The organism is Pseudomonas nunensis (assembly GCF_024296925.1).
Lineage (GTDB): Bacteria > Pseudomonadota > Gammaproteobacteria > Pseudomonadales > Pseudomonadaceae > Aquipseudomonas > Aquipseudomonas nunensis.
Window position 1 is genome coordinate 4,489,654 of sequence record NZ_CP101125.1, and the last position, 22,438, is coordinate 4,512,091.

Here is a 22,438-nt window from a genome sequence, read left to right on the forward strand (position 1 = left end):
GATACTCTCTCACCCTACACAGCCTTGCGCCGTTACCTACAGCTACGCCAGAATCCGCCGGCTTGTGCGCCATGGGGTCCGACTTTATCGTTTCCGGGTCGCTGAATATCAGCGATCGGACTTGACCGTCCGACTCAATCAAGGCGCATCAGCGTCCAAGACCGGGTTCAGGTGTTCTTCCTGAACTGTCGTGTTGCGGTGGCTGTGCGTGGGACACCTTCGGGTGTGCCGGATCCCTTGATTTCCGGTCGGTCAACCCGCGTACAGCTGCCACCCTGACTCGTTTGACCGCGAACGGTGGCGGCTCCAGCAATCAAGGAGCTTCACCATGTTCAAAGCCACACCTAATCCCCCGCGCAAACCTAGCCCATTCTTCATCGTCTCCCCCGACATCAAAACCGAATCCCTGTTGGCCCACGCCTGCGAATCACTGGCCTCGGCCAATGTCATGGCCAGCGACCTGGCTGGATTCCTGGAAGGCCCGCACCGCAACACACTGCTTGGCATCACGCAGATCATCATGTTGGGTGAGCTGGCGGTGAATCGGGCACTGGATAACCTCGACCCGCAAGGCTAGCGCGTTCCAGTGGTTTACCAGCGACACCGCGTTATCGTTCTTCGCGAGCAGGCTCGCTCCCACAGGGGAATGAGATCAACTGTGGGAGCGAGCCTGCTCGCGAAGGTGGTGGGTCAGCCGACATCTCTATCAACTGACATGGCCTCTTCGCGAGCAAGCCCGCTCCCACAGGGAAATGAGATCCACTGTGGGAGCGAGCCTGCTCGCGAAGGCATTCCTGCAGCCACCGCATGACTAAAAGCCAGACCACAAAAAACCCGCCACTCCCTTTCGGAAATGGCGGGTTTTGTCGTTTCCGCCCTACCGCATCAAACCGTGTCCACCTTCAACGAATGGTCATTGAGCATGCCGGTGATGATGGTCGCCGTGTCATGCCCACCCGCAACCACCCCGCCCGCTCCCGGCGTGACGCCGTAGTGGCTGGCCAGGTTGACGCCGGCCAGGTCGATGGTCTGGGTCGGTGTGGCGCCGGCCATGGCGCTGACGTCGATGCTGGTGACCAGGCTTGCACCGCTGCCGGTGACGGTGAAGTGCAGGTAGTCATCCAGCGAAGCGGTGGTGCCGTTTTCGCCTTGCAGCAGTTGTGACAGGTCGAGTTTGTCGGTGCCGGGGGTGAAGTCGGTGACCACGTCGTGGCCGCTGTTGCCCGCCAGCCACTGGAAGGTGTCGGCACCCGGACCACCGGTAAGGGTGTTGTTGCCCAGACCGCCGATCAGCAGGTCGTCGCCGCCACCGCCGTTGAGCGTGTCGTTGCCCAGGCCGCCGTTGATCACGTTGTTGTTACTGTCTCCGGTCAAGGTGTCGTTGAAGTTAGAGCCCACCAGGTTTTCGATGCCCGTGAGGGTGTCGGTGCCCGCACCAATCGTATTTTGCGCAGTGAGCAGGCCCAGGTTGACAGTGACGCCCGCCGTTGCATGCGCGTAGCTCGCGGTGTCGATGCCAGTGCCGCCGTCGAGCAGGTCGTTGCCCGGTCCGCTGTACAGCAAGTCGTTGCCGGCGCCGCCGTGCAATTCGTTGTTGCCGCTGCCGGCGGTGAGCACGTCATTGCCGTCGCCCGCGTTGATGACGTTGTTGCCGGTGCCAGCCACCAACACGTCATCGCCCGAGGTGCCGGTGAGGGTGTGGCCATCCTGGTAGCTGATGGTCACGTTCGCCGTGTCGCTGCCGCCATGGTTGTCGTTGGCGGTGTAGGTGCCGTGGTAATCCGGGGTCAGGTCGTGGGCCCCGGCGTAGTTGACGGTCATGGTCAGCTGATAATTCTCGGACCCCGTGGTGTTGCTGCCACTGGTGTTGGTGATGTTGGTGACGTGGATCTGGTAGGTGCCATCGGAAGTCGCCGTGATGGTCCCGCCGTCGGCGATGCTCACGAACGCACCGCCATTGAGCGAGTACTCCATGGTGACGTGACCGGCCGCCAGGTTGTGGTCCAGGTTAAGGGTCTCACCCTGTTTCAGCTTGACGGTGATGAGGTCTTCATCGTTGGCGTTGGACGTCGTCACCGCGCCCAGGTAGCCGCTGATCACCAGCACGGCGGTCATCGCTGCCGAGTTCGCCGCGAATAAATTACGCACATCCGCCAGCGCCTGGTTGGCGGCGTTGTTGCCGGTGCCAGTGAAGCTGATGGCGCCCGTGCCGGTGAAGTCCGCGCCCTTGGCCACCCAACCAGTGTTGAAGGTGGTCGGGGTTGCCGTCATCGGGTCGCCATTGGCGTCGGTGTCGTTGGCCAGCAGCAGCTCGCCTGGCACCACGATATTGCTCGACAGCACGTTGGTGATGATGTGGTCATCGACCGCCACCGGTGGCGCGTTCGGGATGACTTTGACGGTCAGCGTCGAGCTGGCCAGGTCGCCGTCGTTGTCGCTGACGGTGAAGCCGATGTTTTCGGTGATCACCACTGCAGTGGTTTTCTGCGAAGTGTAGGTGTACTCGCCGGTGTCCAGATTCACTACCAGCGTGCCGCTGTTGTTGGTGGCGATGCTGATGGTGTTGTTCACCGTATTGAACGTGCCGTGGTTGGTGCCACTGAACGTCAGCGCTCCCTGATTGCTGTTGCCTCTTGGGTCATAGGTGTAGGTGGTGCCATCGACCACCAGGGTTTTGATGAAGCCGCCATCGGCGCCGAACGTACCGCCCTCCAGCAGCGTGCCGGTGACTGGTGCGCCCTGCACGGTGCCCGAGAGCACCGAGTTGAGTTGATTGAGATCGGTCACCACCACCGCGTTGGTGTTGGTGTGGGTGCTGCCGTCATAGGCCAGCGGGTCGAGGTTGGCATTGCTGACGCCGCTGCCCAGGCCAATCGCGTAGTTCTTGATGCCATTGGCGTCGAGGAAGCTTTTCAGCGCCGTTTCGTCCGCCGTACCGGTTTCCTGCCCGGAAGTCGGTTTGCCGTCAGAGAAGAAATACCCGACGTTCTGCGCCCCGGTCAGTTTGCCATCCGTGTTGAACGCGGTTTGCAGGGCCGCCACAGCCGCATCGTAGTTGGTGCCACCGCCAGCGGTGAGGCCGGCGATGATCGACTTGGCCGTCGCCACATCGACCCACACAGAGGTTTTGTCGGTGGCGCTGCTGCTGAAGGTGACGATCTGTACTTTCACATCGCCCAGGTCGTCGTATTTGTCGAGCAAGGCACTGATCGCCTGCTTCGCCAACGCCAGCCGCGACAGGCCTGGCACCCCGGAGGCGTCGGCCATACTGCCGGAGACGTCGATCACCAGCAGCAGGTTGGAATCGACTTCCACTGCGGTTACCGAACGGTCCGACGCCACGGCTTTTGGCACGTCATCGACGATGTTCACCACGATGGTGCTGGTGGTGCTGTTGCCCAGCGCGTCGGTGGCTTTGTAGGTGAAACTTTCGCTTAGGGTGTTCGGCCCGTCGTTGGCACCCGGCGAGGTTTTCGGCGCCGAGGTCAGGGTGTAGGTGTAGCTGCCGTCCGGGTTGATCAGGATTTGCCCGTAAGTCCCGGTGGCGCTGCCAACCAGGCTGTAGGTGAACGTGCCAGTACCGCCAGTGACCGAACCGACCAGCGTACCGGTGGCGGTTTCGCCGGTACTTGTAGGGTCGCTGCCGGTGACCGTGCCGGGCGCCAGGTCCAGGCCATCCTTGCTCAGGTCGAGGGCTTTTTCGAAGACCGTCACGTCCTGATCGACCACTGCTTTGAGGGCGCTGTCGGTGACATTGATGGTGATAGTGGTGGTGCTTTCATCGCCGTCGGAATCACGCACGGTGTAGACGAACGTATCGGTGGCCCCCGCCACGCCAACCGAGTTCGGGTTGCTGTGGTAGACGGCGTTGCCCGCCGCATCCAGGGTCAAGTAGCCGTAGGTGCCGTTGATATTGGTGCCCAGGCCGCCCACCGCCGAAGTGGCGGTGTTGCTGCCGGCGCGCACGCCGATCACTGCCCCGCCGGCTGCCGCGCCGTCGGCACCGAGCACGTCGTTGCCGAGCACGCTGATGTTGATGGTCGAGCCTTCAATGGCGGTGCCGGTGTCGGGCGCCGCCGTCGGCAAGTCATCGACGATATTGACGTTGATCTGCCCCGACGCGGTGCTGCCGTCGGTGTCCGTCGCCACCACGTTGAAGTTCTCGGTGAGGCTGTTGGCGCCGTTGGCGGTCGGATGGGTTTCGTTGTCCACCAGGGTGTAGCTGTAGCTGATCACGCCAGTGCTCGCGTTGTAACCGGTGATGGTCAGCGTACTGCCCAACGGCGTCACGATCGATTGCGGGAAGCCAGCCGCTACACCGCCCGCGACCACATGAATGCCGCCGACATCGAGGGTTTGCAGACCGTCCAGCGCGGTGACGGTGAAGGTGCCGCTCTGGGTCAGCGCCGGGGTGTTGGGGCTGGTGCCGTCACTGAGGTTTTTCTCGTAGACAGTCAGCTCGCCGCCATTGACGTTGAGGCCGTTGAGGACGACCGGGTCGTCGTTGTTGTGGATGTTCAGCACCAGGTTGGCGGTGCTGGTGTCGCCGTCCGAATCGGTGATGGTGTAGGCAAAGGTTTCCGTGCCGTTGCCGCCGCCGTGCAGGTTTTTGAAGTCGGCATCATTGGCGTTGAGGGTGTAGGTGTAGGTGCCGTTGGCATTCAGGACCAGCGTGCCGTACGTCCCGGTGAAGGTGCCGGGGGTCACAGGACCAGCGTTCGGCCCGGTGGCGACAAGGTCCGCGCCCTGAATATCGTTGGTCAGCACATTGCCATTGAGCGTCAACGCGGTCTCCGACGCCGCACCGACGTTGCTGTCGTTCACCGCTTTTGGCACGTCATCGACGATCTGCACGACGATGGTGCTGGTGCTGATGTTGCCCAGCGAATCGGTGGCCTGGTAGGTGAAGCTTTCAGTCAGCGAGTTGGCGCCGTCATCGGCATGCGGCGTGGTACTCGCCGGCGATGTCAGGGTGTAGGTGTAGGTGCCGTTCGGGTTGAGCTGAATCTGACCGTAGTTGCCAGTGGCGCTGCCCACCAGGGTGTAAGTGATCGCGCCGATGGCCCCGGTGACCGAGCCGACCAGCGTGCCACTGGCGGTTTCGCCGGTGCTGGTCGGGTCGCTGCCGACCACGGTGCCGGCCGCCAGGTCCTGGCCATCTTTGCTCAGGTCCAAAGCTTTTTCGTAGACAGTGACGTCGGTATCGCTGACCGCCTTGATGCAGCTGTTCGAGACGTCGATGGTGATGGTGGTGGTGCTTTCATCGCCATCGGCATCGCGCACGGTGTAGACGAACGTATCGGTGGCACCCGGAGCGTTCACTGCGTTGGGATTGCTGTGATAAACCGCGTTGCCGTTGGCATCCAGCGTCAGGTAACCGTAGGTGCCATTGATGTTCGAGCCCAGGCCACCGATGGCCGAGGTCGAGGTGTCGCTGCCGGCGCGAACGCCCACTACTGCACCGGTGACCGCCGGACCGTCGGCCCCGCCGATGTCGTTATCCAGCACGTTACCCGACACCGTCCCGCCCTCGGCCACCGATGCGCTGTCCGCGTGAGCAGTGGGCAAATCGTCGACGATGTTGACGTTGATCTGATTGGTTGCCGTGCTGCCATCGGTGTCCGTGGCCACCACGTTGAAGTTTTCAGTGATGCTGTTCGCACCGTTGGCGTTCGGGTGGGTTTCCGTGCCCACCAGGGTGTAGCTGTAGCTGACCACGCCGGTAGTTGTGTCGTAACCGGTGACGGTCAGCGTACTGCCCAGCGGCGTCACGATTGATTGCGGGAAGCCGGCAGCCACGCCACCGACCACCACATGAATCCCGCCCACATCCAGGGTTTGTAAACCGTCCAGCGCGGTGACGGTGAAGCTGCCGCTCTGGGTCAGGGCTGGCGTGTTGGGACTGGTGCCGTCGCTGAGGTTTTTCTCGTAGACAGTCAGCTCGCCGCCGTTGATGTCGAGGCCGTTAAGGGTCACCGGGTCGTCATTGTTGTGGATGTTCAGCACCAGATTGGCGGTGCTGGTATCGCCGTCGGCATCGGTAATCGTGTAGGTGAAGGTTTCCGTGCCGTTGCCATTGCCGTGCAGGTTTTTGAAGTCGGCATCGCTGGTGTTCAGGGTGTAGGTGTAGGTGCCGTTGGCATTCAGCACCAAGGTGCCGTAATTCCCGGTGAAGGTGCCCGCGGTGATCGGGCCAGTGGTTGGTCCGGTGGTTACGCGGTCGGCACCTTGCACGTCGTTGGTCAGCACGTTGCCATTGAGGGTCAACAGGCTTTCCGAGGCGGTACCGGCGTTGCTGTCGTCCAGCGCTTTTGGCAGGTCGTCGATGATGTTGACGTCCAGGGTCGCGTTGGCGGTGGTGCCGTTGTCATCGACCACGGTGACGGCGAATTGCTCAGGCAGGTTGTTTGCACCGGCTGCGGTTGGATGCGCTTCGGTGCCGTTCAACGTGTAGCTGTAGCTGACGACGCCGGTGGTCGCATCGAACCCGGTGATGGTTAGGGTGTTGCCCAAACCGGTCGGAATCGATTGTGGAAAACCGGCGGCCACGCCGCCACTGACGACAGTAATGCCGCCGACGGTGAGGGTCTGCACGCCATCCAGCGCGGTGATGGTAAAGGTGCCGCTTTGGGTCAGCTGAGTGCTGTCCGGGGCACTGCCCAGGCTCAGGTTTTTCTCGAAAACGGTGAGTTCACCACCCTCGACGTTCAGGCCATTGATGATGACCGGATCGTCGTTGTTGTGGATCTGCAGGACAAGGTTGGCGGTGCTGGTATCGCCGTCGGCATCGGTGATCGTGTAGGTGAAGTTTTCAGTGCCATTGCCGCCGCCGTGCAGGGCTTTGAAGTCTGCGTCGGTGGTGTTCAGCGTGTAGGTGTAAGTGCCGTTGGCGTTGAGCACCAGAGTCCCGTAAGTACCGGCGAAAGTACCCGGTGTAACCGGACCACTGGCTGGGCCAGTCACGACGCGATCCGCGCCTTGCACATCGTTGGTCAGAACATTGCCGTTCAGCGTCAGCAGGGTTTCCGAAGCGGTGCTCGCATTGCTGTCGTCGATAGCTTTTGGCACGTCGTCGATGATGTTGACGTCCAGCGAACCGTTCGCCGTGGTGCCGTTGTCATCGACCACGGTTACAGCGAATTGCTCAGGCAGATTGTTTGCACCGCCAGCGGTTGGGTGCGCGTCATTGCCGTTCAAGGTGTAGCTGTAGCTGACCACGCCAGTGGTTGCGTCGAACCCGGTGATGGTCAGGGTGTTACCCAAACCGGTCGGAATCGATTGTGGGAAACCTGCCGCTACGCCGCCGCTAACGACGGTAATCCCGCCGACAGTGAGGGTTTGCACGCCATCCAGCGCCGTGATGGTGAACGTGCCGTTTTGGGTCAACGCCGTGGCATCGGGCGCACTCCCCAGGCTCAGGTTTTTCTCGAAAACGGTGAGCTCGCCGCCCTCGACGTTCAGGCCGCCAATCGTCACCGGATCATCGTTGTTATGGATCTGCAGGACGAGGGTTGCAGTGCTCGCATCGCCATCAGAATCGGTGATCGTGTAGGTGAAGTTTTCCGTGCCGTTGCCGCCGCCGTGCAACGCTTTGAAGTCCGCGTCAGTGGTGTTCAGCGTGTAGGTGTAAGTGCCGTTGGCATTCAACACCAACGTGCCATAAGTACCGGCGAAGGTGCCCGGAGTCACCGGCCCGGTGGCCACGCGATCCGCGCCTTGCACATCGTTGGTCAGAACATTGCCGTTCAGCGTCAGCAGGGTTTCCGAAGCCGTGTTGGCATTGCTGTCGTCGAGCGCTTTTGGCACGTCGTCGATGATGTTGACGTCCAGCGAACCATTGGCCGTAGTGCCGTTGTCATCGACCACGGTCACTGCAAATTGCTCAGGCAGATTGTTTGCGCCGCCCGCAGTTGGGTGCGCGTCATTGCCGTTCAAGGTGTAGCTGTAACTGACCACGCCCGTGGCGCTGTCATACCCGGTGATGGTCAGCGTATTGCCCAACCCGGTCGAAATCGATTGCGGGAAACCTGCCGCCACGCCACCGCTGACAACGGTGATCCCGCCGACACTTAACGTCTGCACGCCATCCAGCGCCGTGATAGTGAACGTGCCGTTTTGGGTCAACGCAGTGGCATCGGGCGCACTGCCCAGGCTCAGGTTTTTCTCGAAGACAGTGAGTTCGCCACCCTCGACGTTCAGGCCGCCAATCGTCACCGGATCATCGTTGTTGTGGATTTGCAGCACCAGGTTGGCGGTGCTGGAATCGCCGTCAGCGTCGGTGAGGGTGTAGGCGAACGTTTCCGTGCCGTTGCCGCCGCCGTGCAGCGCTTTGAAATCTGCATCGTTGGTATTGAGCGTGTAGGTGTAGGTGCCGTTCGCGTTGAGCACCAGGGTGCCGTAAGTCCCCACGAAAGTGCCGGGGGTGATCGGGCCGCTGGTTGGGCCAGTCGGGACGCGATCCGCACCTTGCACATCGTTGGTCAGCACGTTGCCGGTCAACGTCAGCAGCGTTTCAGACGCGATGCCGTTGTTGTCGTCCACAGCCTTGGGCACGTCATCGGTGATGTTGATGTCCAGCGAACCGGTGGCGGTATCGCCATTGGTGTCCCCGGCGACCACGGTGAATTGTTCACTGAGGTTATTGGCGCCATCGCCGGCCGAATGGGTTTCGTTGCCGTTGAGGGTGTAGCTGTAACTCACCACGCCAGTGGCCGGGTTGTAGCCAGTGATGGTCAGGGTGTTGCCGAGTTGGGTGGTGATCGATTGCGGGAAGCCCGAAGCCGCCCCGCCGCTGATCACGCTGATGCCGCCGATGTTGAGACTCAGCAAACCGTCAGGCGCGCTCACGGTGAAGGTGCCGGTCTGAGTCAGGGCCGCCGGATTGGCTGCCGAGCCGTCGGGCAGATTGGCTTCGTTGAAGGTCAGTTCACCGCCCACGGCATTCAGGCCGCCGAGGGTGACAAGATTGTTCACCGGCGGCACGACCACCGGGGTGTTGTCATCTTGCTGAACGTCGGCGTTGTGCCGTTCTTCAGGAATCTCCGGGATGCCGCCGAAACCGGCAGTCGGGAAACCGATGGTCGGATCGACCCGTCCGCCGACTTCTTCCAGCAGTACGAAATTGTGACCGCCGCCCAAGGCACCACCCGGGGCACCTGTGGAGGTGGGGCCGGCCGCGGTGGCTTCACCGGTTTGGGTCGGGTCAGCGCCGGCCGCAATGGCTTTTTGCAGCTGTTCGACATCGGTCAGTTGCGCCTGGCTCGGCGTCACGGCTTCAGCCGTGTCCACGTGGGGCGCCTGATGCGCGAGCAGTTGCGAAGTCATTTGCAGACTGCTGCCACGCCCCAGTGTCAGTTCCTGGCCATTTTGCAGATGCACCGCCACCGCGCCTTCGGCCCCGGTGATCAGTTGATCGCCGGCAAACAACCGGTCTCCTTCGACCAACGCACGTCGAGTACCGTCGGCTGCAACCGCGAACACCTGACCAATAACCTTACTGACGATTCCGATGAGCGTAGCCATGTGCATCTCCTCCGCTGCCAACACCTGTCGGCACCTGTTTGCGCGAAGAGCGTGCTCATGGCGAAAAGCGGGCTGCCCGGCGGATCGTCTACCGGAATGCGTGTTTACCGAAGTAAACCGCATCCCTGGCGACGTTCACGCCAAGCATGTCACTCGCGGGCCATGTGTCCGGCTCGGCATAAAACCCTCTGCAATCAATGGCATCGGGCCTCTACTGCGGAACAATCTCCCTGCGAGCGATGCGTAACGGTTCTGAACCAACCGAGTGACAAAAAAATGTCGCTCTAAAACCGTCCCACTTCCCTCCCCTCCAGCACTTCTCCGCCCTATGTCGCTAAGTGGATGGAACTTTCCTCAAACCCTCTGGAGCTCCCTAAGGCTCATGAATCAAGGGCTTTCGCATTGAACAATGTGCTGGATTTTTCAGAGCGCATAAGTTTTTTTTGGCATAAACCTTATGAGAAATAGTTCTTAGGTTTTTCCTAGAATGTTCTTAGCTCTGTTGTTACAAGAGTGAAACGGTTTTACCTACAAATAGCGTCAAGTATTTGACGACAAGTAAGCACCATCAGGAAACAGGGAGAAGTACCCATGCGCCTTTTAACCCCCCTCTGCAGCGCGGTTTTGCTGGCCATGGCCTGCACTTCTCAGGCTCAGGCCATGTCGTTGACCGACGCGATCCAAAGCACCATCGCGACGCACCCCGAACTTGCGTCGCGCGTGGACGCGCGGCTGTCGGCGGATGAGCAAGTGAAAGTTGCCAAAGGGGGCTTCTATCCATCAGTCGATTTGAACGCCGCTTACGGGCGCGGCTACAGCGATAACACCAACACTCGGGCCTTCGGCAACCACCACACCGAAATCCTCAATTACACCCAGTCGGAACTGCGCCTGCGGCAGATGCTGTTTGACGGTTTCAACACCTCCAACGAGGTCGAGCGCACCAAAGGCGTGTCCAACTCCCGGGCCTATTACGCCCAGGGCACCGCCCAGGATCTGGCCTTGCGCACCATCGAGGTCTACCTCGAAGTGCTCAAACGCCGTGAACTGGTGACGCTGGCCACCAACAACCTGCAAGCGCACATGCGGGTCAACGACCAGATCGGCCTGCGCACCCAGCGCGGTGTCGGCAGCAACGCCGACTCCGATCAGTCCACCGCTCGCCGGGCACTGGCGCAGAACAACCTGGACACTGCAGAAGTGGATCTGGCGGACGCCGAGTCGAACTTCTACAGCGTCGTCGGGCGCATCCCCGATGAACTCGAAGCACCGCCGTCGACCCGTGGCGAGTTGCCGACCAGCCTGCCGGAAGCCCAGCAGAGCATGGTCGAAAACAACCCGTACCTGAAATCCGCCCAGGCTGACGTGCAATCGGCCGAGAGCCAGTACGAAGTCGCCAAGTCGCCGTTCTACCCACGCTTCGACGCTGAAGCCGCGGTGGGCGCGAACAACAACGTGCAGGGCGATGAAGGTCACGACAACGAATGGCGTGTCGGCGTGATCATGAACTACAACCTGTTCCGTGGCGGCAGCGACAAGGCGCGCCTGGCCTCCGATGCGCACCAGATCAACCAGGCGATGGACATCCGCAACAACGCCCTGCGCCAGCTCAACGAGAACATTCATTTGGCCTGGAACGCCATGATCAACGCGAAGAAACAAACCCCGACGGCGCGTGAATACGCGGAAACCACCAAACGCGTGCGCGCGGCCTATCAGGATCAGTTCGGCCTTGGCCAACGGACCCTGCTCGACTTGCTCGACAGTGAAAACGAGCTCTACAACGCCAACCGCCGCTACACCGAAGTGCGCTACACCGAGGAATACTCGATGTACCGCGTGCTGGCGAACATGGGTCAGTTGCTGAGCAAACAACGGGTGGTGCTGCCCGCCGATGCGATCGCCTCCTCGGAAGTGAAAAACGAAGCACGTTTGCCTGAACTGAAGTAACCCCCCGTAGGAGCTGCCGCAGGCTGCGATCTTTTGACTCTGGTTTTTTTCAAGATCAAAAGATCGCAGCCTGCGGCAGCTCCTACGCCGGGTGATGTGTAGTGACCTATGCCGACAGGAGCGATCAATTTGACTAGCATGGAACCCGGCAACACGGGTGTCGATCCGCGCCTTAGCTTCGATGACCCGCTTCTGGACGGTCTGTTGATCCTCTGCAAACTCCACGGTGCGGCGGTCAGCCGCGCCAGCCTGAGTGCCGGCCTGCCCCTGAACAAACAACGCATGAGCCTGGACCTGCTGCCCCGCGCAGCGGCCCGGGCGAGTTTGCAGGCGCGTTTGCTGCGTCGGGACCTGGCGGATATTTCTGCCCTCAACCTGCCGGTGCTACTGATCCTCAACGATGGCCGCACTGCCGTGCTGCGGCGTTTTGGCGATGACGGCCAGTTGCTGATTCTGCCTTGCGAAGCCGAGGGCGGTGAACAATGGGTCAGCCGTGAAGAGCTGACCGCCAATTACAGCGGCCAGGCATTATTCGCCCGGCCGCGCCATGAACTCGAAGACTTGCGCTCGCCGCTCGTGCCGCGCGTCGAAGCGTGGTTTCGCGACACGCTGAAGCTGTCGAAATGGCTGTACAGCGATGCGATCCTCGCGAGTTTCCTGATCAACCTGCTGGGGCTGATGGTGCCCCTGTTCGTGATGCAGACCTACGACCGGGTGGTGCCGAACCAGGCCACTTCGACCCTGTGGGTGTTGGCCATCGGTTTGCTGATCGGCACCGGGTTCGAACTGGTGCTGCGAGTAGTCCGCGCGCACTTGCTGGACACCGCCGGCAAGAAAACCGACGTGATCCTTTCCGCCACCCTGTTCGAACGCATCACCGGCATGGCGATGAAAGCCCGGCCAGCGACCATTGGCGGTTTCGCCCAGAGCATCCATGACTTCCAGGGCCTGCGGGAATTTCTCACCGCCGTGACCCTGACCAGCCTGATCGACCTGCCGTTCGCCGTGCTGATGCTGGTGGTGATCGGCCTGCTCGGCGGCTGGCTGGTGGTGATTCCGTTGCTGGCGTTTCCGATCACGATCATTTTCGCGATGGTGATCCAGGTACGTCTGCGCGACACCGTGCAAAAAAGTCTGAGCCTCGGCGCCGAACGCCAGGCGCTGCTGATCGAAACCCTCGGCGGCCTGGAAACTCTCAAGGCGTGCAGCGCTGAAAGCGAGCGCCAGCACAAATGGGAGAGCACCCACGGCGCCCTCACCCGCCTCGACAGCCATGCGCGCAACCTCTCGGCCCTGGCGACCAACGGCACGTTGTTCATCCAGCAATTTTCCGGCATGGCGACCATCGTCGCCGGGGTCTACAGCATCATCGCCGGCAACCTCAGCGTCGGCGCGCTGGTGGCGACCTACATGCTCGGCAGCCGTGTGTTGGCACCGCTGGGGCAGATCGCCGGTTTGATCACCCGTTACCAGCAAGCGCAATTAACCATGCGCAGCACCGATGCGCTGATGTCATTGCCGCAAGAACGCGACGCGAAACAACGGCCACTGGAGCGCACGCAACTGCAAGGCGCGATGGACGTCAGCGGTGTGACCTTCCACTACAACGGGCAGAACGCACCCGCGCTGGCCAACATCAGTTTCAGCGTCAAACCCGGCGAACGGATCGGCATCATCGGCCGCAGCGGTTCGGGCAAAAGCACCCTCGCCCGTTTGGTGATGGGTTTCTACGCACCGGAAGAAGGCCAATTGCTGCTCGATGGCCTGGACCTGCGGCAACTCGACGTCGCCGACCTGCGCCAACAGATTGGTTATGTCGCCCATGACCTGCCGCTGTTGGCCGGCAGCCTGCGCGACAACCTGACCCTCGGCGCCCGCTACGTCAGCGACTCGCGGATGCTCGAAGTCGCGGAATTGACCGGCGTCACCGAGCTCGCGCGCCAACACCCACAGGGCTTCGACCGGCCCGTGGGTGAGCGCGGGCAGTTACTTTCGGGCGGTCAACGCCAAGCCGTATTGCTCGCTCGGGCGCTGTTACTCGACCCGCCGATCATGCTGCTCGACGAACCCACCAGCGCCATGGACAACAGCAGCGAAGACGTCCTGCGGCAAAAACTCCACAGCTGGGTCCAGGGCAAAACCTTGCTGCTGGTGACCCACCGCACCTCGATGCTCAGCCTGGTGGATCGGCTGGTGGTGCTGGACAACGGACGGATCGTCGCCGACGGTCCGAAAGAAGCGGTCATCGATGCACTGCGCAAGGGCCGTGTCGGCTCTGCGGCTGTCTAGGAGTTGCCCATGGCTCGTTCATCGTCCGATGTCTCAAAGGATCGCGGCTACTTCGGCAGCTTCAGCAAAAGTGCGGAGAGCGAATACATGCCGGAAACCGCCGGCGCCGCGTTGCAGGACTCCCCGCGCCTGTCGCGGATCACCGTTTGGCTGGCGGCGGGGCTGCTGATTTCCGGGCTGGTCTGGGCCAAATTCGCAGTACTACAGGAAGTGACCATGGGCGAAGGCAAGGCGATTCCGTCGAGCAAGGTCCAGGTGATCCAGAACCTCGAAGGCGGCATCGTCTCCGAGATTTTCGTCCGCGAAGGGCAAATGGTGAACAAGGGCGACACCCTGCTGCGCCTGGATGACACGCGGTTTCTGTCGAACAAGGGCGAAAGCGAGGCGGATCGCTATTCGTTGACCGCGAAGGTCGAGCGCTTGTCGGCGGAGGCTGAGGGGCGGCCGTTCAAGCTGTCGGACGAAGTGATCGCCAAGGCGCCTCAAGTGGCCGAAGACGAACGCTCGCTGTACGAACAACGGCAACGGCGACTGGCCAGTGAACAACGCACCTTGAGTGAACAACTTCGGCAAAAAACCCAGGAACTGGCAGAGTTCCGCTCGAAACAGGGGCAATTCAGTTCCAGCCTGGCGTTGTTGCAACAAGAGATGAACATGTCCGCGCCGCTGGTGGGCACCGGGGCGGTGTCGCCGGTGGAAATCCTGCGGCTCAAGCGCAGCGCGGTGGAAATTCGCGGTTCGTTGAACGCGACCACACTGGCGATTCCTCGGGCGGAATCGGCGATCAATGAGATAAAAAGCAAGATCGACGAATCGGAACAATCATTCCGTTCCGACGCGGCCAAAGAGCTGAATGAGAAACGCACCGACCTGTCGAAAATCACTGCTTCGAGCATTGCCATCGACGATCGCGTGACTCGTACAACTGTGGTGTCGCCGGTGCACGGGATTATCAAGGTGCTGAAGGTCAACACTATTGGCGGCGTGGTTCAGCCCGGCAGCGACATGGTGGAAATCGTGCCGCTGGAAGACAACCTGCTGATCGAAGCCAAGGTCCGACCACAGGACGTGGCGTTCCTGCACCCGGGTCAGAAAGCCATGGTCAAGTTCAGTGCCTATGACTACACGATTTATGGTGGGCTGAGCGCCAAACTGGAGTTGATCGGCGCGGACACGATTACCGATGACAAGGGCAACAGCTTCTATTTGATTCAGGTGCGCACCGATAAGAACCACTTGGGCGGGGATGTAAAACCGTTGCTGATTATTCCGGGGATGGTGGCGACGGTGGACATTATTACCGGGGAGAAAAGTGTGCTGGATTATCTGCTGAAACCGGTGCTGAAGGCGCGGACAGAGGCGATGCGCGAAAGGTAGCCAGCATCTTGGATCTTTAGGGATTGTTCCACCGCCTTCGCGAGCAAGCCCGCTCCCACATTTTGATCGCGTTCCTCCTGGAAAAATGCGATCCCCTGTGGGAGCGGGCTTGCTCGCGAAGAGGGCCTCATTGCCAGCGACTATTTCGGCCCATGGTTACGCTGGAAGGTTTCCTCACCCATCGCCGCAATCTGCCCTTCTATCAACGCCTCGAAGGGCTTTAACAACGGCTCAAACGTGGTCGGCGGTTCCAGGGTCTGTAACGCCTGCACAATCGCCTCCACCGTCGATAACGCCCCTGGCCCCGGCGCTTTGCGCAATCGATAGCGCGACACGCCGCCCTCCGCCAACGTCACCCGAGGCAACGCCGCCAGCAGCGGATTGAGGTGCAACATTTTTCGCGCCTTGCGCCAGGTGCCGTCCGGGACCACCAGCAGCAAGGGTTCATCGGTTGAGGTGTAAGCCTGTAACGGCTGCGCCTCTTCAGCGGGAAACAGTAATCGCGCCTGATACCCCGGTCGATTCAACAACACCGGCAAATCCTCAAACACTTCACCGACGATCAACTCGGCATTCTTCAGCCCCAACGCCGCCAGCCGCGCGGTGTTCAGCGCATGGTTCACTTCGCTGGGATGCTGCAACAGCAACACCCGAGTGCGGCTGTCGAGGCTCGGGATCAGTGGACACAGGCAATGGGTTTGCGGGCGCAGGCAGCGTGGGCATTGAATTCTGGACATGCTTCTTTTCCTTTACGCAGCCTGATTGAGCTGTGCTTTAAGCAAATCACGGAAGGTCTGGATCAGCGGCTCGCGGCTGCGGCCCCGGCGCACGATCATTGAGAACGGCGCCTGATAACCGAAGGTCGCCGGCAATAGCACCCGCAAATCACCCTTGTCGGCCCAGGCCTGGGCGTAGTGCTCCGGCAGGTAGCCGATGTAGGCGCCGGACAGCACCAGGATCAGTTGCGCTTCCATACTTTCCACAGTGGCGGCGCTGTGTTTGAAACCGTGGCGCGCCAATTCCGCCTGGCTCCAGTAGCCGCGCCCGACCATGCGTTGCTGGGTGATGACTTGCTCGGGAATGCGCCGTTCGGTGAACAGCGGATGGCGGCTGCTGCAATACAACCAATGTTGCTCGCGGTACAGCGGCATGTAGACCAACCCGCTCATGCGCGTGGAAAACGCACCGATGGCCAGGTCGAGGCGGTTGTCCTGCACGCCGAGTTGCAGTTCGTAGGGGCTCATCACCGACAGGTGCAAATGCACGGCCGGGTGTTCCTGACTGTAGGCGCCGATGGCTTCGGCGAAGGGCAAGGCCTTGTCGCTGACAGTGGAGTCGATGACCCCGAGGTTCAGCGTTCCGCGCAGTTCGCCTTTGAGCGCTGCCGCGTATTGCTCGAAGCCTTCGAGTTCGCCGAGCAGCCGCAAGGTTTCCTGATGGAACAACTCACCCTTGCTGGTCAGGCTGAAACCGCCGCGCCCGCGATGGCAGAGCACCAGGCCCAACGCCGCTTCGAGCTGGCTCATGTAAGTGCTGATGGCCGACGTCGAGAGGTTGAGTTCTTGCTGGGCGTTGGCGAACCCCTGATGGCGGACCACGCTGACGAAAATGCGCAATAGTTTCAGGTCGGGTAAAGCGTTGGCCATGGGGTTCTCCAAAAACCAGCGAAGTCGTCGTTTCGTTCCGTACGAGCCCCTTGTAGGAGCTGTCGAGTGAAACGAGGCTGCGATCTTTTGACTTTGATTCTTTAAAAACCAAGATCAAAAGATCGCAGCCTCGTTTCACTCGACAGCTCCTACAGGCAATCGCCTCAGGCGGAGAAGTCTATCGCCCCTTCCCCCATTAGTTTAGAAAAATCTGAACTAAGTATTTGCCCGTAGCGATTCTTCTCGCCCACTACATTTCGCATGATCGGCCCACAGCGGTGCCCGTATCTTCCGTGAACGGCGTGCCGACATAAATAAAACAACGACGATGAGGCCTTACCCGTGGACAAGATTCTTCACCAACCACTGGGCGGCAATGAAATGCCGCGCTTCGGCGGCATCGCCACCATGATGCGACTCCCCCATTTGACTACCGCTGCCGGCCTGGACGCTGCCTTTATTGGCGTGCCGCTGGACATCGGTACTTCCCTGCGCCCCGGGACCCGTTTCGGACCTCGCGAAATCCGCGCTGAATCGGTAATGATCCGCCCGTACAACATGGCCACCGGCGCTGCACCGTTCGATTCGCTGTCGGTTGCCGACATCGGCGACGTGGCGATCAACACCTTCAACCTGCTCGACGCCGTGCGGATCATCGAAGAGTCCTATCACAGCATCCTCGAACACGACGTGATCCCGCTGACCTTGGGCGGCGACCACACCATCACCCTGCCGATCCTGCGTGCCATCCATAAAAAGCACGGCAAGGTCGGCCTGGTGCACATCGACGCTCACGCCGATGTGAACGATCACATGTTTGGCGAGAAAATCGCCCACGGCACCACGTTCCGTCGCGCCGTCGAAGAAGGTCTTCTGGACCCCGACCGCGTGGTGCAAATCGGCCTGCGCGCCCAGGGCTACACCTCCGAAGACTTCAACTGGAGCCGTAAACAAGGCTTCCGTGTGGTTCAAGCCGAAGAGTGCTGGCACAAATCCCTGGCGCCGCTGATGGCTGAAGTTCGCGAGAAAGTCGGCGGCGGTCCGGTGTACCTGAGTTTTGACATCGACGGCATCGACCCGGCGTGGGCTCCTGGCACCGGCACCCCGGAAATCGGTGGTCTGACGACCATTCAGGCGATTGAAATCGTGCGTGGCTGCCAAGGCCTCGACCTGGTCGGTTGCGATCTGGTAGAAGTCTCGCCCGCTTATGACACCACCGGTAATACCTCGCTGCTGGCCGCCAACCTGCTGTACGAAATGCTCTGCGTACTGCCTGGCGTGGCCCACCGCTGAGGATTGGTCATGAACGAACGCGATCAGGTTTTAAAAGCCGCCGCCGATCTGGTGACTGCTTTCGCCCGTAACGATCGCGAAGCCTACTTCGGCGCCTTCAGCGCCGATGCCAGCTTCGTGTTCTACACCCTCGAACAGCCCCTGCTGTCGCGCGATGCCTATCAGGCATTGTGGGACAACTGGCGCGCCGAGGACGGCTTCGAAGTGCTCTCGTGCACTTCAAGCAACGCCTTTGTCAGCCTGCAAGGTGACGTGGCGATTTTCATCCATGACGTGGCCACCGAGCTGCGCATGCAAGGGGAGCAACACTTCAGCCAGGAGCGCGAGACGATTGTTTTCAAGAAACAAGCGTCTGGCCAAGAACAACAAGGCCTATGGCTGGCCTGTCATGAACATTTGTCCGCAATGCCGGAAGGGCTGCCATCCCCTTAGCCAAACAGGTGACGCTCACACACGATGAGCGCGCCTTTATGATCGGAGCTGATCATGAATAACAACAACAAAGACAAAGACCAAAGCCTTACGCAAATTGAAACCTACGGGGTCGAACAGATCCCGGACAGCGAACGCACCGCAGGCCCGACGGACTTGTTCCGGATGATCTTCGGCGGTTCCAACACCTTTGCCACCGCCGTGCTCGGCAGTTTCCCGGTGCTGTTCGGCCTCTCGTTCCAGGCCGGTGTCTGGGCGATCGTGCTGGGCGTGTTGCTGGGTTCGCTGATCCTCGCGCCGATGGGCCTGTTCGGCCCGATCAACGGCACCAACAACGCCGTGTCTTCCGGTGCACACTTCGGCGTGCACGGGCGGATTGTCGGTTCGTTCCTGTCGCTGTTGACCGCCATCGCCTTCTTCTCGCTCTCGGTGTGGAGTTCAGGGGATGCGCTGATCGGTGGCGCCAAACGCCTGATCGGCCTGCCGGAAACCGACCTGACCCTGGGCCTGGCCTACGGTCTGTTCGCGATTCTGGTGCTGACCGTGTGCATCTACGGCTTCCGCTTCCTGCTGTGGGTCAACAAGATCGCGGTGTGGAGCGCCAGCCTGCTGTTCTTGCTGGGCATCTTCGCGTTCGCCGGTCCCTTCGATGTGAACTTCGCCGGCACCGTCAGCATGGGTCAACCAGGGTTCTGGGCCGCGTTCATCGGCGCTGCGCTGGTGGCGATGAGCAACCCGATTTCCTTCGGTGCGTTCCTCGGTGACTGGTCGCGCTACATCCCGCGCGACACGCCAAAAGGCCGGATCATGGCGGCGGTGGTGATCTCGCAGATCGCGACCTTCATCCCGTTCCTGTTCGGCCTGGCCACCGCGACCATCGTGGCGATCAAGGCACCGGACTACATCGCAGCCAACAACTACGTCGGCGGTCTGCTGGCGGTGTCGCCGAGCTGGTTCTTCCTGCCGGTGTGCCTGATCGCGGTGATCGGCGGCATGTCCACCGGCACCACGTCGCTGTATGGCACCGGGCTGGACATGTCCAGCGTGTTCCCTCGGGTGCTGTCGCGGGTCAAGGCGACGTTGCTGATCGGCGTGATGTCGATTGCCTTCATCTTCATCGGGCGCTTCGCGGCGAACCTGGTGCAGAGCGTGTCGACCTTCGCCGTACTGATCATCACCTGCACCACCCCATGGATGGTGATCATGATCATCGGCCTGGTAGTGCGTCGCGGCTTCTACTGCCCGGATGACCTGCAAGTGTTCACCCGTGGCGAGAAAGGTGGCCGCTACTGGTTCACCCACGGCTGGAACTGGCGCGGCCTGGGTGCGTGGATCCCGAGCGCACTGGTCGGCCTGTGCTTCGTGAACCTGCCGGGGCAGTTTGTCGGCGTGCTGGGCGACCTGGCCGGCGGCATCGACATCAGCCTGCCGGTGACCCTGGGCCTGGCTTCGCTGGTGTACCTGACATTGCTCAGCCTGTTCCCGGAACCACGGGAAGTGTTCGGGCCGCAGGATGCGCGAAGCAAAGGCACCAACACCGTCGCAAAGCCTGAACTCCGTCAGCCCGCCTGACACAGATCCACCTGTGGGAGCGGGCTTGCTCGAGAAGACGGCGGCACATCCAACATCGATGTGACTGAAAAACCGCATTCGCGAGCAAGCCCGCTCCCACAGAGAAGCGCCCCACAGAAACACCTTTGTTTCACCATAAAAAAGACAATCGGAGACACGCCATCATGGCATTGGATTTATTCGTCGTACTCATCTACGCCGCCGCGATGCTGATACTCGGCTATTACGGCATGCGCAAAGCCAAGACCAACGAAGACTTTTTGGTCGCCGGTCGTAACCTCGGCCCGAGCCTGTACATGGGTACCATGGCTGCCACCGTACTGGGTGGCGCTTCCACCGTCGGCACCGTGCGTTTGGGCTACGTGCATGGCATCTCTGGTTTCTGGCTGTGTGCCGCACTCGGTTGCGGGATCGTGGCGCTGAACCTGTTCCTCGCCAAACCGCTGCTGAAACTGAAGATCTACACCGTTACCCAGGTCCTGGAAAAACGCTACAACCCGATGGCCCGCTCGGCGAGCGCGGTGATCATGCTGGCGTATGCATTGATGATCGGCGTGGTTTCGATCCTGGCCATCGGCACCGTGCTGCAAGTGCTGTTCGACCTGCCGTTCTGGCTGTCGATCTTGCTCGGCGGTGGCGTGGTGGTGATCTACTCCGCGATCGGCGGCATGTGGTCGCTGACCCTGACCGACATCGTCCAGTTCGTGATCAAGACCGTGGGCCTGATGTTCATCCTGTTGCCGATCTGCCTGTACCGCGTCGGCGGCTGGGATGAATTGGTGTTGAAACTGCCGGCAAGCGCCTTCAGCTTCACTACGATCGGTTGGGACACCATCATCACCTACTTCATGATCTACTTCTTCGGGATCCTGATCGGTCAGGACATCTGGCAACGGGTGTTCACCGTCAAGAGCGCCAAAGTGGCGCAGGTCGCCGGTACATTCGCAGGCTTCTACTGCATCCTTTACGGACTGGCCTGCGCGCTGATCGGCATGGCCGCGCATGTGCTGATCCCGGATCTGGACAACGTCAACAACGCCTTTGCCGCCATCGTCAAACTGTCCCTGCCGGACGGTATCCGTGGCCTGGTGATCGCCGCGGCACTGGCTGCGATGATGTCCACCGCCAGCGCCGGCCTGCTCGCCGCTGCCACCACCCTGACCGAAGACCTGCTGCCGAAACTGCGCGGTGGTAAACAGTCGAGCCTGGGCATGAACCGCCTGTTCACGCTGTTGACCGGCCTCGTCGTACTCGGCATCGCTCTGGTCGTGAATGACGTAATCAGCGCCCTGACCCTGGCCTATAACCTGTTGGTGGGTGGCATGCTGATCCCGTTGATCGGTGCGATTTTCTGGAAACGCGCGACCACCGCCGGCGCTATCGCCAGCATGGGCATGGGCTTCGCCACGGCGCTGTTGTTCATGTTCAAGGACGGTCTGGACTCCAACACGCCGATCTACTACAGCCTGGGTGTGGGTCTGGTGAGTTTTGTGCTGGTGAGCCTGATGTCGCGTCGCCCCGCTGTTGTGGCGAGTGCGATCTAAGCTTCTATAAAGAGCTGATGCTTTCTTCGACGGGTGTGGCGTCGGTTGCCCCACCCGTTTTTTTTCGTCTGGAGAAAACCTTTGATGAAGATTGTTTCTCGCGACCAGTGGTTCGAGGTCAAACAACTCAGTGATGGCATTCGCCTGATTCACGAGCCTTACATCCGGCCGTTCTACCGCTGCAACCTCTGGCACATCCAGGGCCGCGACAAGGACCTGCTGCTGGACAGCGGCTCGGGGCTGGTGAGCCTGCGCGAGCAACTGCCGTGGATCACCGAACGGCCGTTAGTGGCGGTGGCCAGCCATTGCCATTTCGACCACATCGCCGGACATCACGAATTCCCCGAACGGCTGGTGCACCCGGCCGAAGCACAGATCCTCGCCGAGCCCGATGGCGAGAACACCTTGAGCACGGCGTTTGTCGGCGACGAGATGTTCGAGGCGCATCCCGACTGCCCGTTGTGCTACGCCGAATACCGGGTCAAAGCCGCGCCGGCCACCGGGATGATTGAAGAAGGCGATGTGCTGGACCTGGGTGATCGCGTGCTGCAAGTGCTGCACACGCCGGGGCATTCACCGGGTGGCATCAGCCTGTATGAAGCGGCCACCGAGACCTTGTTCAGCGGCGACATCATCTACGACGGGCCGCTGATCGAAGACGCCTACCATTCCAACCTCGACGACTACGCCCGCAGTTTGCAGCGCTTGCACGCATTGCCGATCCGCACCGTGCATGGCGGGCATTTCGGCAGTTTCTCCGGGGAACATTTGCGCACGATGATTGACGAGTGGCAGCGCTCCCACGGCTGAAGC

The 22,438-nt window shown here is 61.0% G+C and carries 12 protein-coding genes; 9 read left to right on the forward strand and 3 right to left on the reverse strand.

Going from position 1 to position 22,438, the window contains the following annotated elements; genetic code table 11:
- The first annotated feature begins 328 nt into the window (after nucleotides 1-328).
- Nucleotides 329-577, forward strand: coding sequence for a DUF6124 family protein (locus NK667_RS19645; RefSeq protein WP_054615792.1), 249 nt, complete (start codon nucleotides 329-331; stop codon nucleotides 575-577).
- Between the two features lie 308 nt (nucleotides 578-885).
- On the opposite strand, the gene NK667_RS19650 is transcribed toward NK667_RS19645, so the two are convergent.
- On the reverse strand, nucleotides 886-9,522 hold the full coding sequence (locus NK667_RS19650) for a retention module-containing protein (RefSeq protein ID WP_054615793.1): 8,637 nt from the start codon (nucleotides 9,520-9,522) through the stop codon (nucleotides 886-888).
- Nucleotides 9,523-10,113: 591 nt separating this feature from the next.
- Here NK667_RS19650 and NK667_RS19655 point away from each other — a divergent pair.
- The 3 genes from NK667_RS19655 to NK667_RS19665 all read left to right on the forward strand — a co-directional run bounded on the left by NK667_RS19655 (nucleotide 10,114) and on the right by NK667_RS19665 (nucleotide 15,138).
- Entirely contained in the window at nucleotides 10,114-11,472 is a 1,359-nt protein-coding gene (locus NK667_RS19655; RefSeq protein WP_054049170.1) for a TolC family outer membrane protein, read from the forward strand.
- Between the two features lie 129 nt (nucleotides 11,473-11,601).
- On the forward strand, nucleotides 11,602-13,761 hold the full coding sequence (locus tag NK667_RS19660; protein ID WP_054049168.1) for a type I secretion system permease/ATPase: 2,160 nt from the start codon (nucleotides 11,602-11,604) through the stop codon (nucleotides 13,759-13,761).
- Between the two features lie 9 nt (nucleotides 13,762-13,770).
- On the forward strand, nucleotides 13,771-15,138 hold the full coding sequence (locus tag NK667_RS19665; RefSeq protein ID WP_054049166.1) for an HlyD family type I secretion periplasmic adaptor subunit: 1,368 nt from the start codon (nucleotides 13,771-13,773) through the stop codon (nucleotides 15,136-15,138).
- 140 nt (nucleotides 15,139-15,278) lie between these two features.
- On the opposite strand, the gene NK667_RS19670 is transcribed toward NK667_RS19665, so the two are convergent.
- Nucleotides 15,279-15,875 (reverse strand): tRNA-uridine aminocarboxypropyltransferase, encoded by a 597-nt coding sequence (locus NK667_RS19670; RefSeq protein WP_054615794.1) that lies wholly within the window; start codon nucleotides 15,873-15,875, stop codon nucleotides 15,279-15,281.
- 12 nt (nucleotides 15,876-15,887) lie between these two features.
- The gene (locus NK667_RS19675; RefSeq protein ID WP_008153227.1) at nucleotides 15,888-16,784 is read right to left on the reverse strand and encodes a LysR family transcriptional regulator; all 897 of its coding nucleotides are present in this window, start codon (nucleotides 16,782-16,784) and stop codon (nucleotides 15,888-15,890) included.
- Nucleotides 16,785-17,126: 342 nt separating this feature from the next.
- Between NK667_RS19675 and speB the strand changes: the two genes are divergently transcribed.
- The 5 genes from speB to NK667_RS19700 all read left to right on the forward strand — a co-directional run bounded on the left by speB (nucleotide 17,127) and on the right by NK667_RS19700 (nucleotide 22,435).
- Nucleotides 17,127-18,077: an agmatinase gene (gene speB, locus NK667_RS19680; protein ID WP_054049162.1), complete on the forward strand. Its 951-nt coding sequence runs from the start codon at nucleotides 17,127-17,129 to the stop codon at nucleotides 18,075-18,077.
- 9 nt (nucleotides 18,078-18,086) lie between these two features.
- Nucleotides 18,087-18,509: a YybH family protein gene (locus NK667_RS19685; RefSeq protein ID WP_054049160.1), complete on the forward strand. Its 423-nt coding sequence runs from the start codon at nucleotides 18,087-18,089 to the stop codon at nucleotides 18,507-18,509.
- A gap of 54 nt (nucleotides 18,510-18,563) precedes the next feature.
- Entirely contained in the window at nucleotides 18,564-20,081 is a 1,518-nt protein-coding gene (locus NK667_RS19690; RefSeq protein ID WP_054615795.1) for a purine-cytosine permease family protein, read from the forward strand.
- Between the two features lie 164 nt (nucleotides 20,082-20,245).
- Entirely contained in the window at nucleotides 20,246-21,625 is a 1,380-nt protein-coding gene (locus tag NK667_RS19695; protein ID WP_054049155.1) for a sodium:solute symporter family protein, read from the forward strand.
- A gap of 84 nt (nucleotides 21,626-21,709) precedes the next feature.
- Nucleotides 21,710-22,435, forward strand: a complete 726-nt coding sequence (locus NK667_RS19700; protein ID WP_054049153.1) for an MBL fold metallo-hydrolase — start codon at nucleotides 21,710-21,712, stop codon at nucleotides 22,433-22,435.
- The last annotated feature ends 3 nt before the right edge of the window (nucleotides 22,436-22,438 follow it).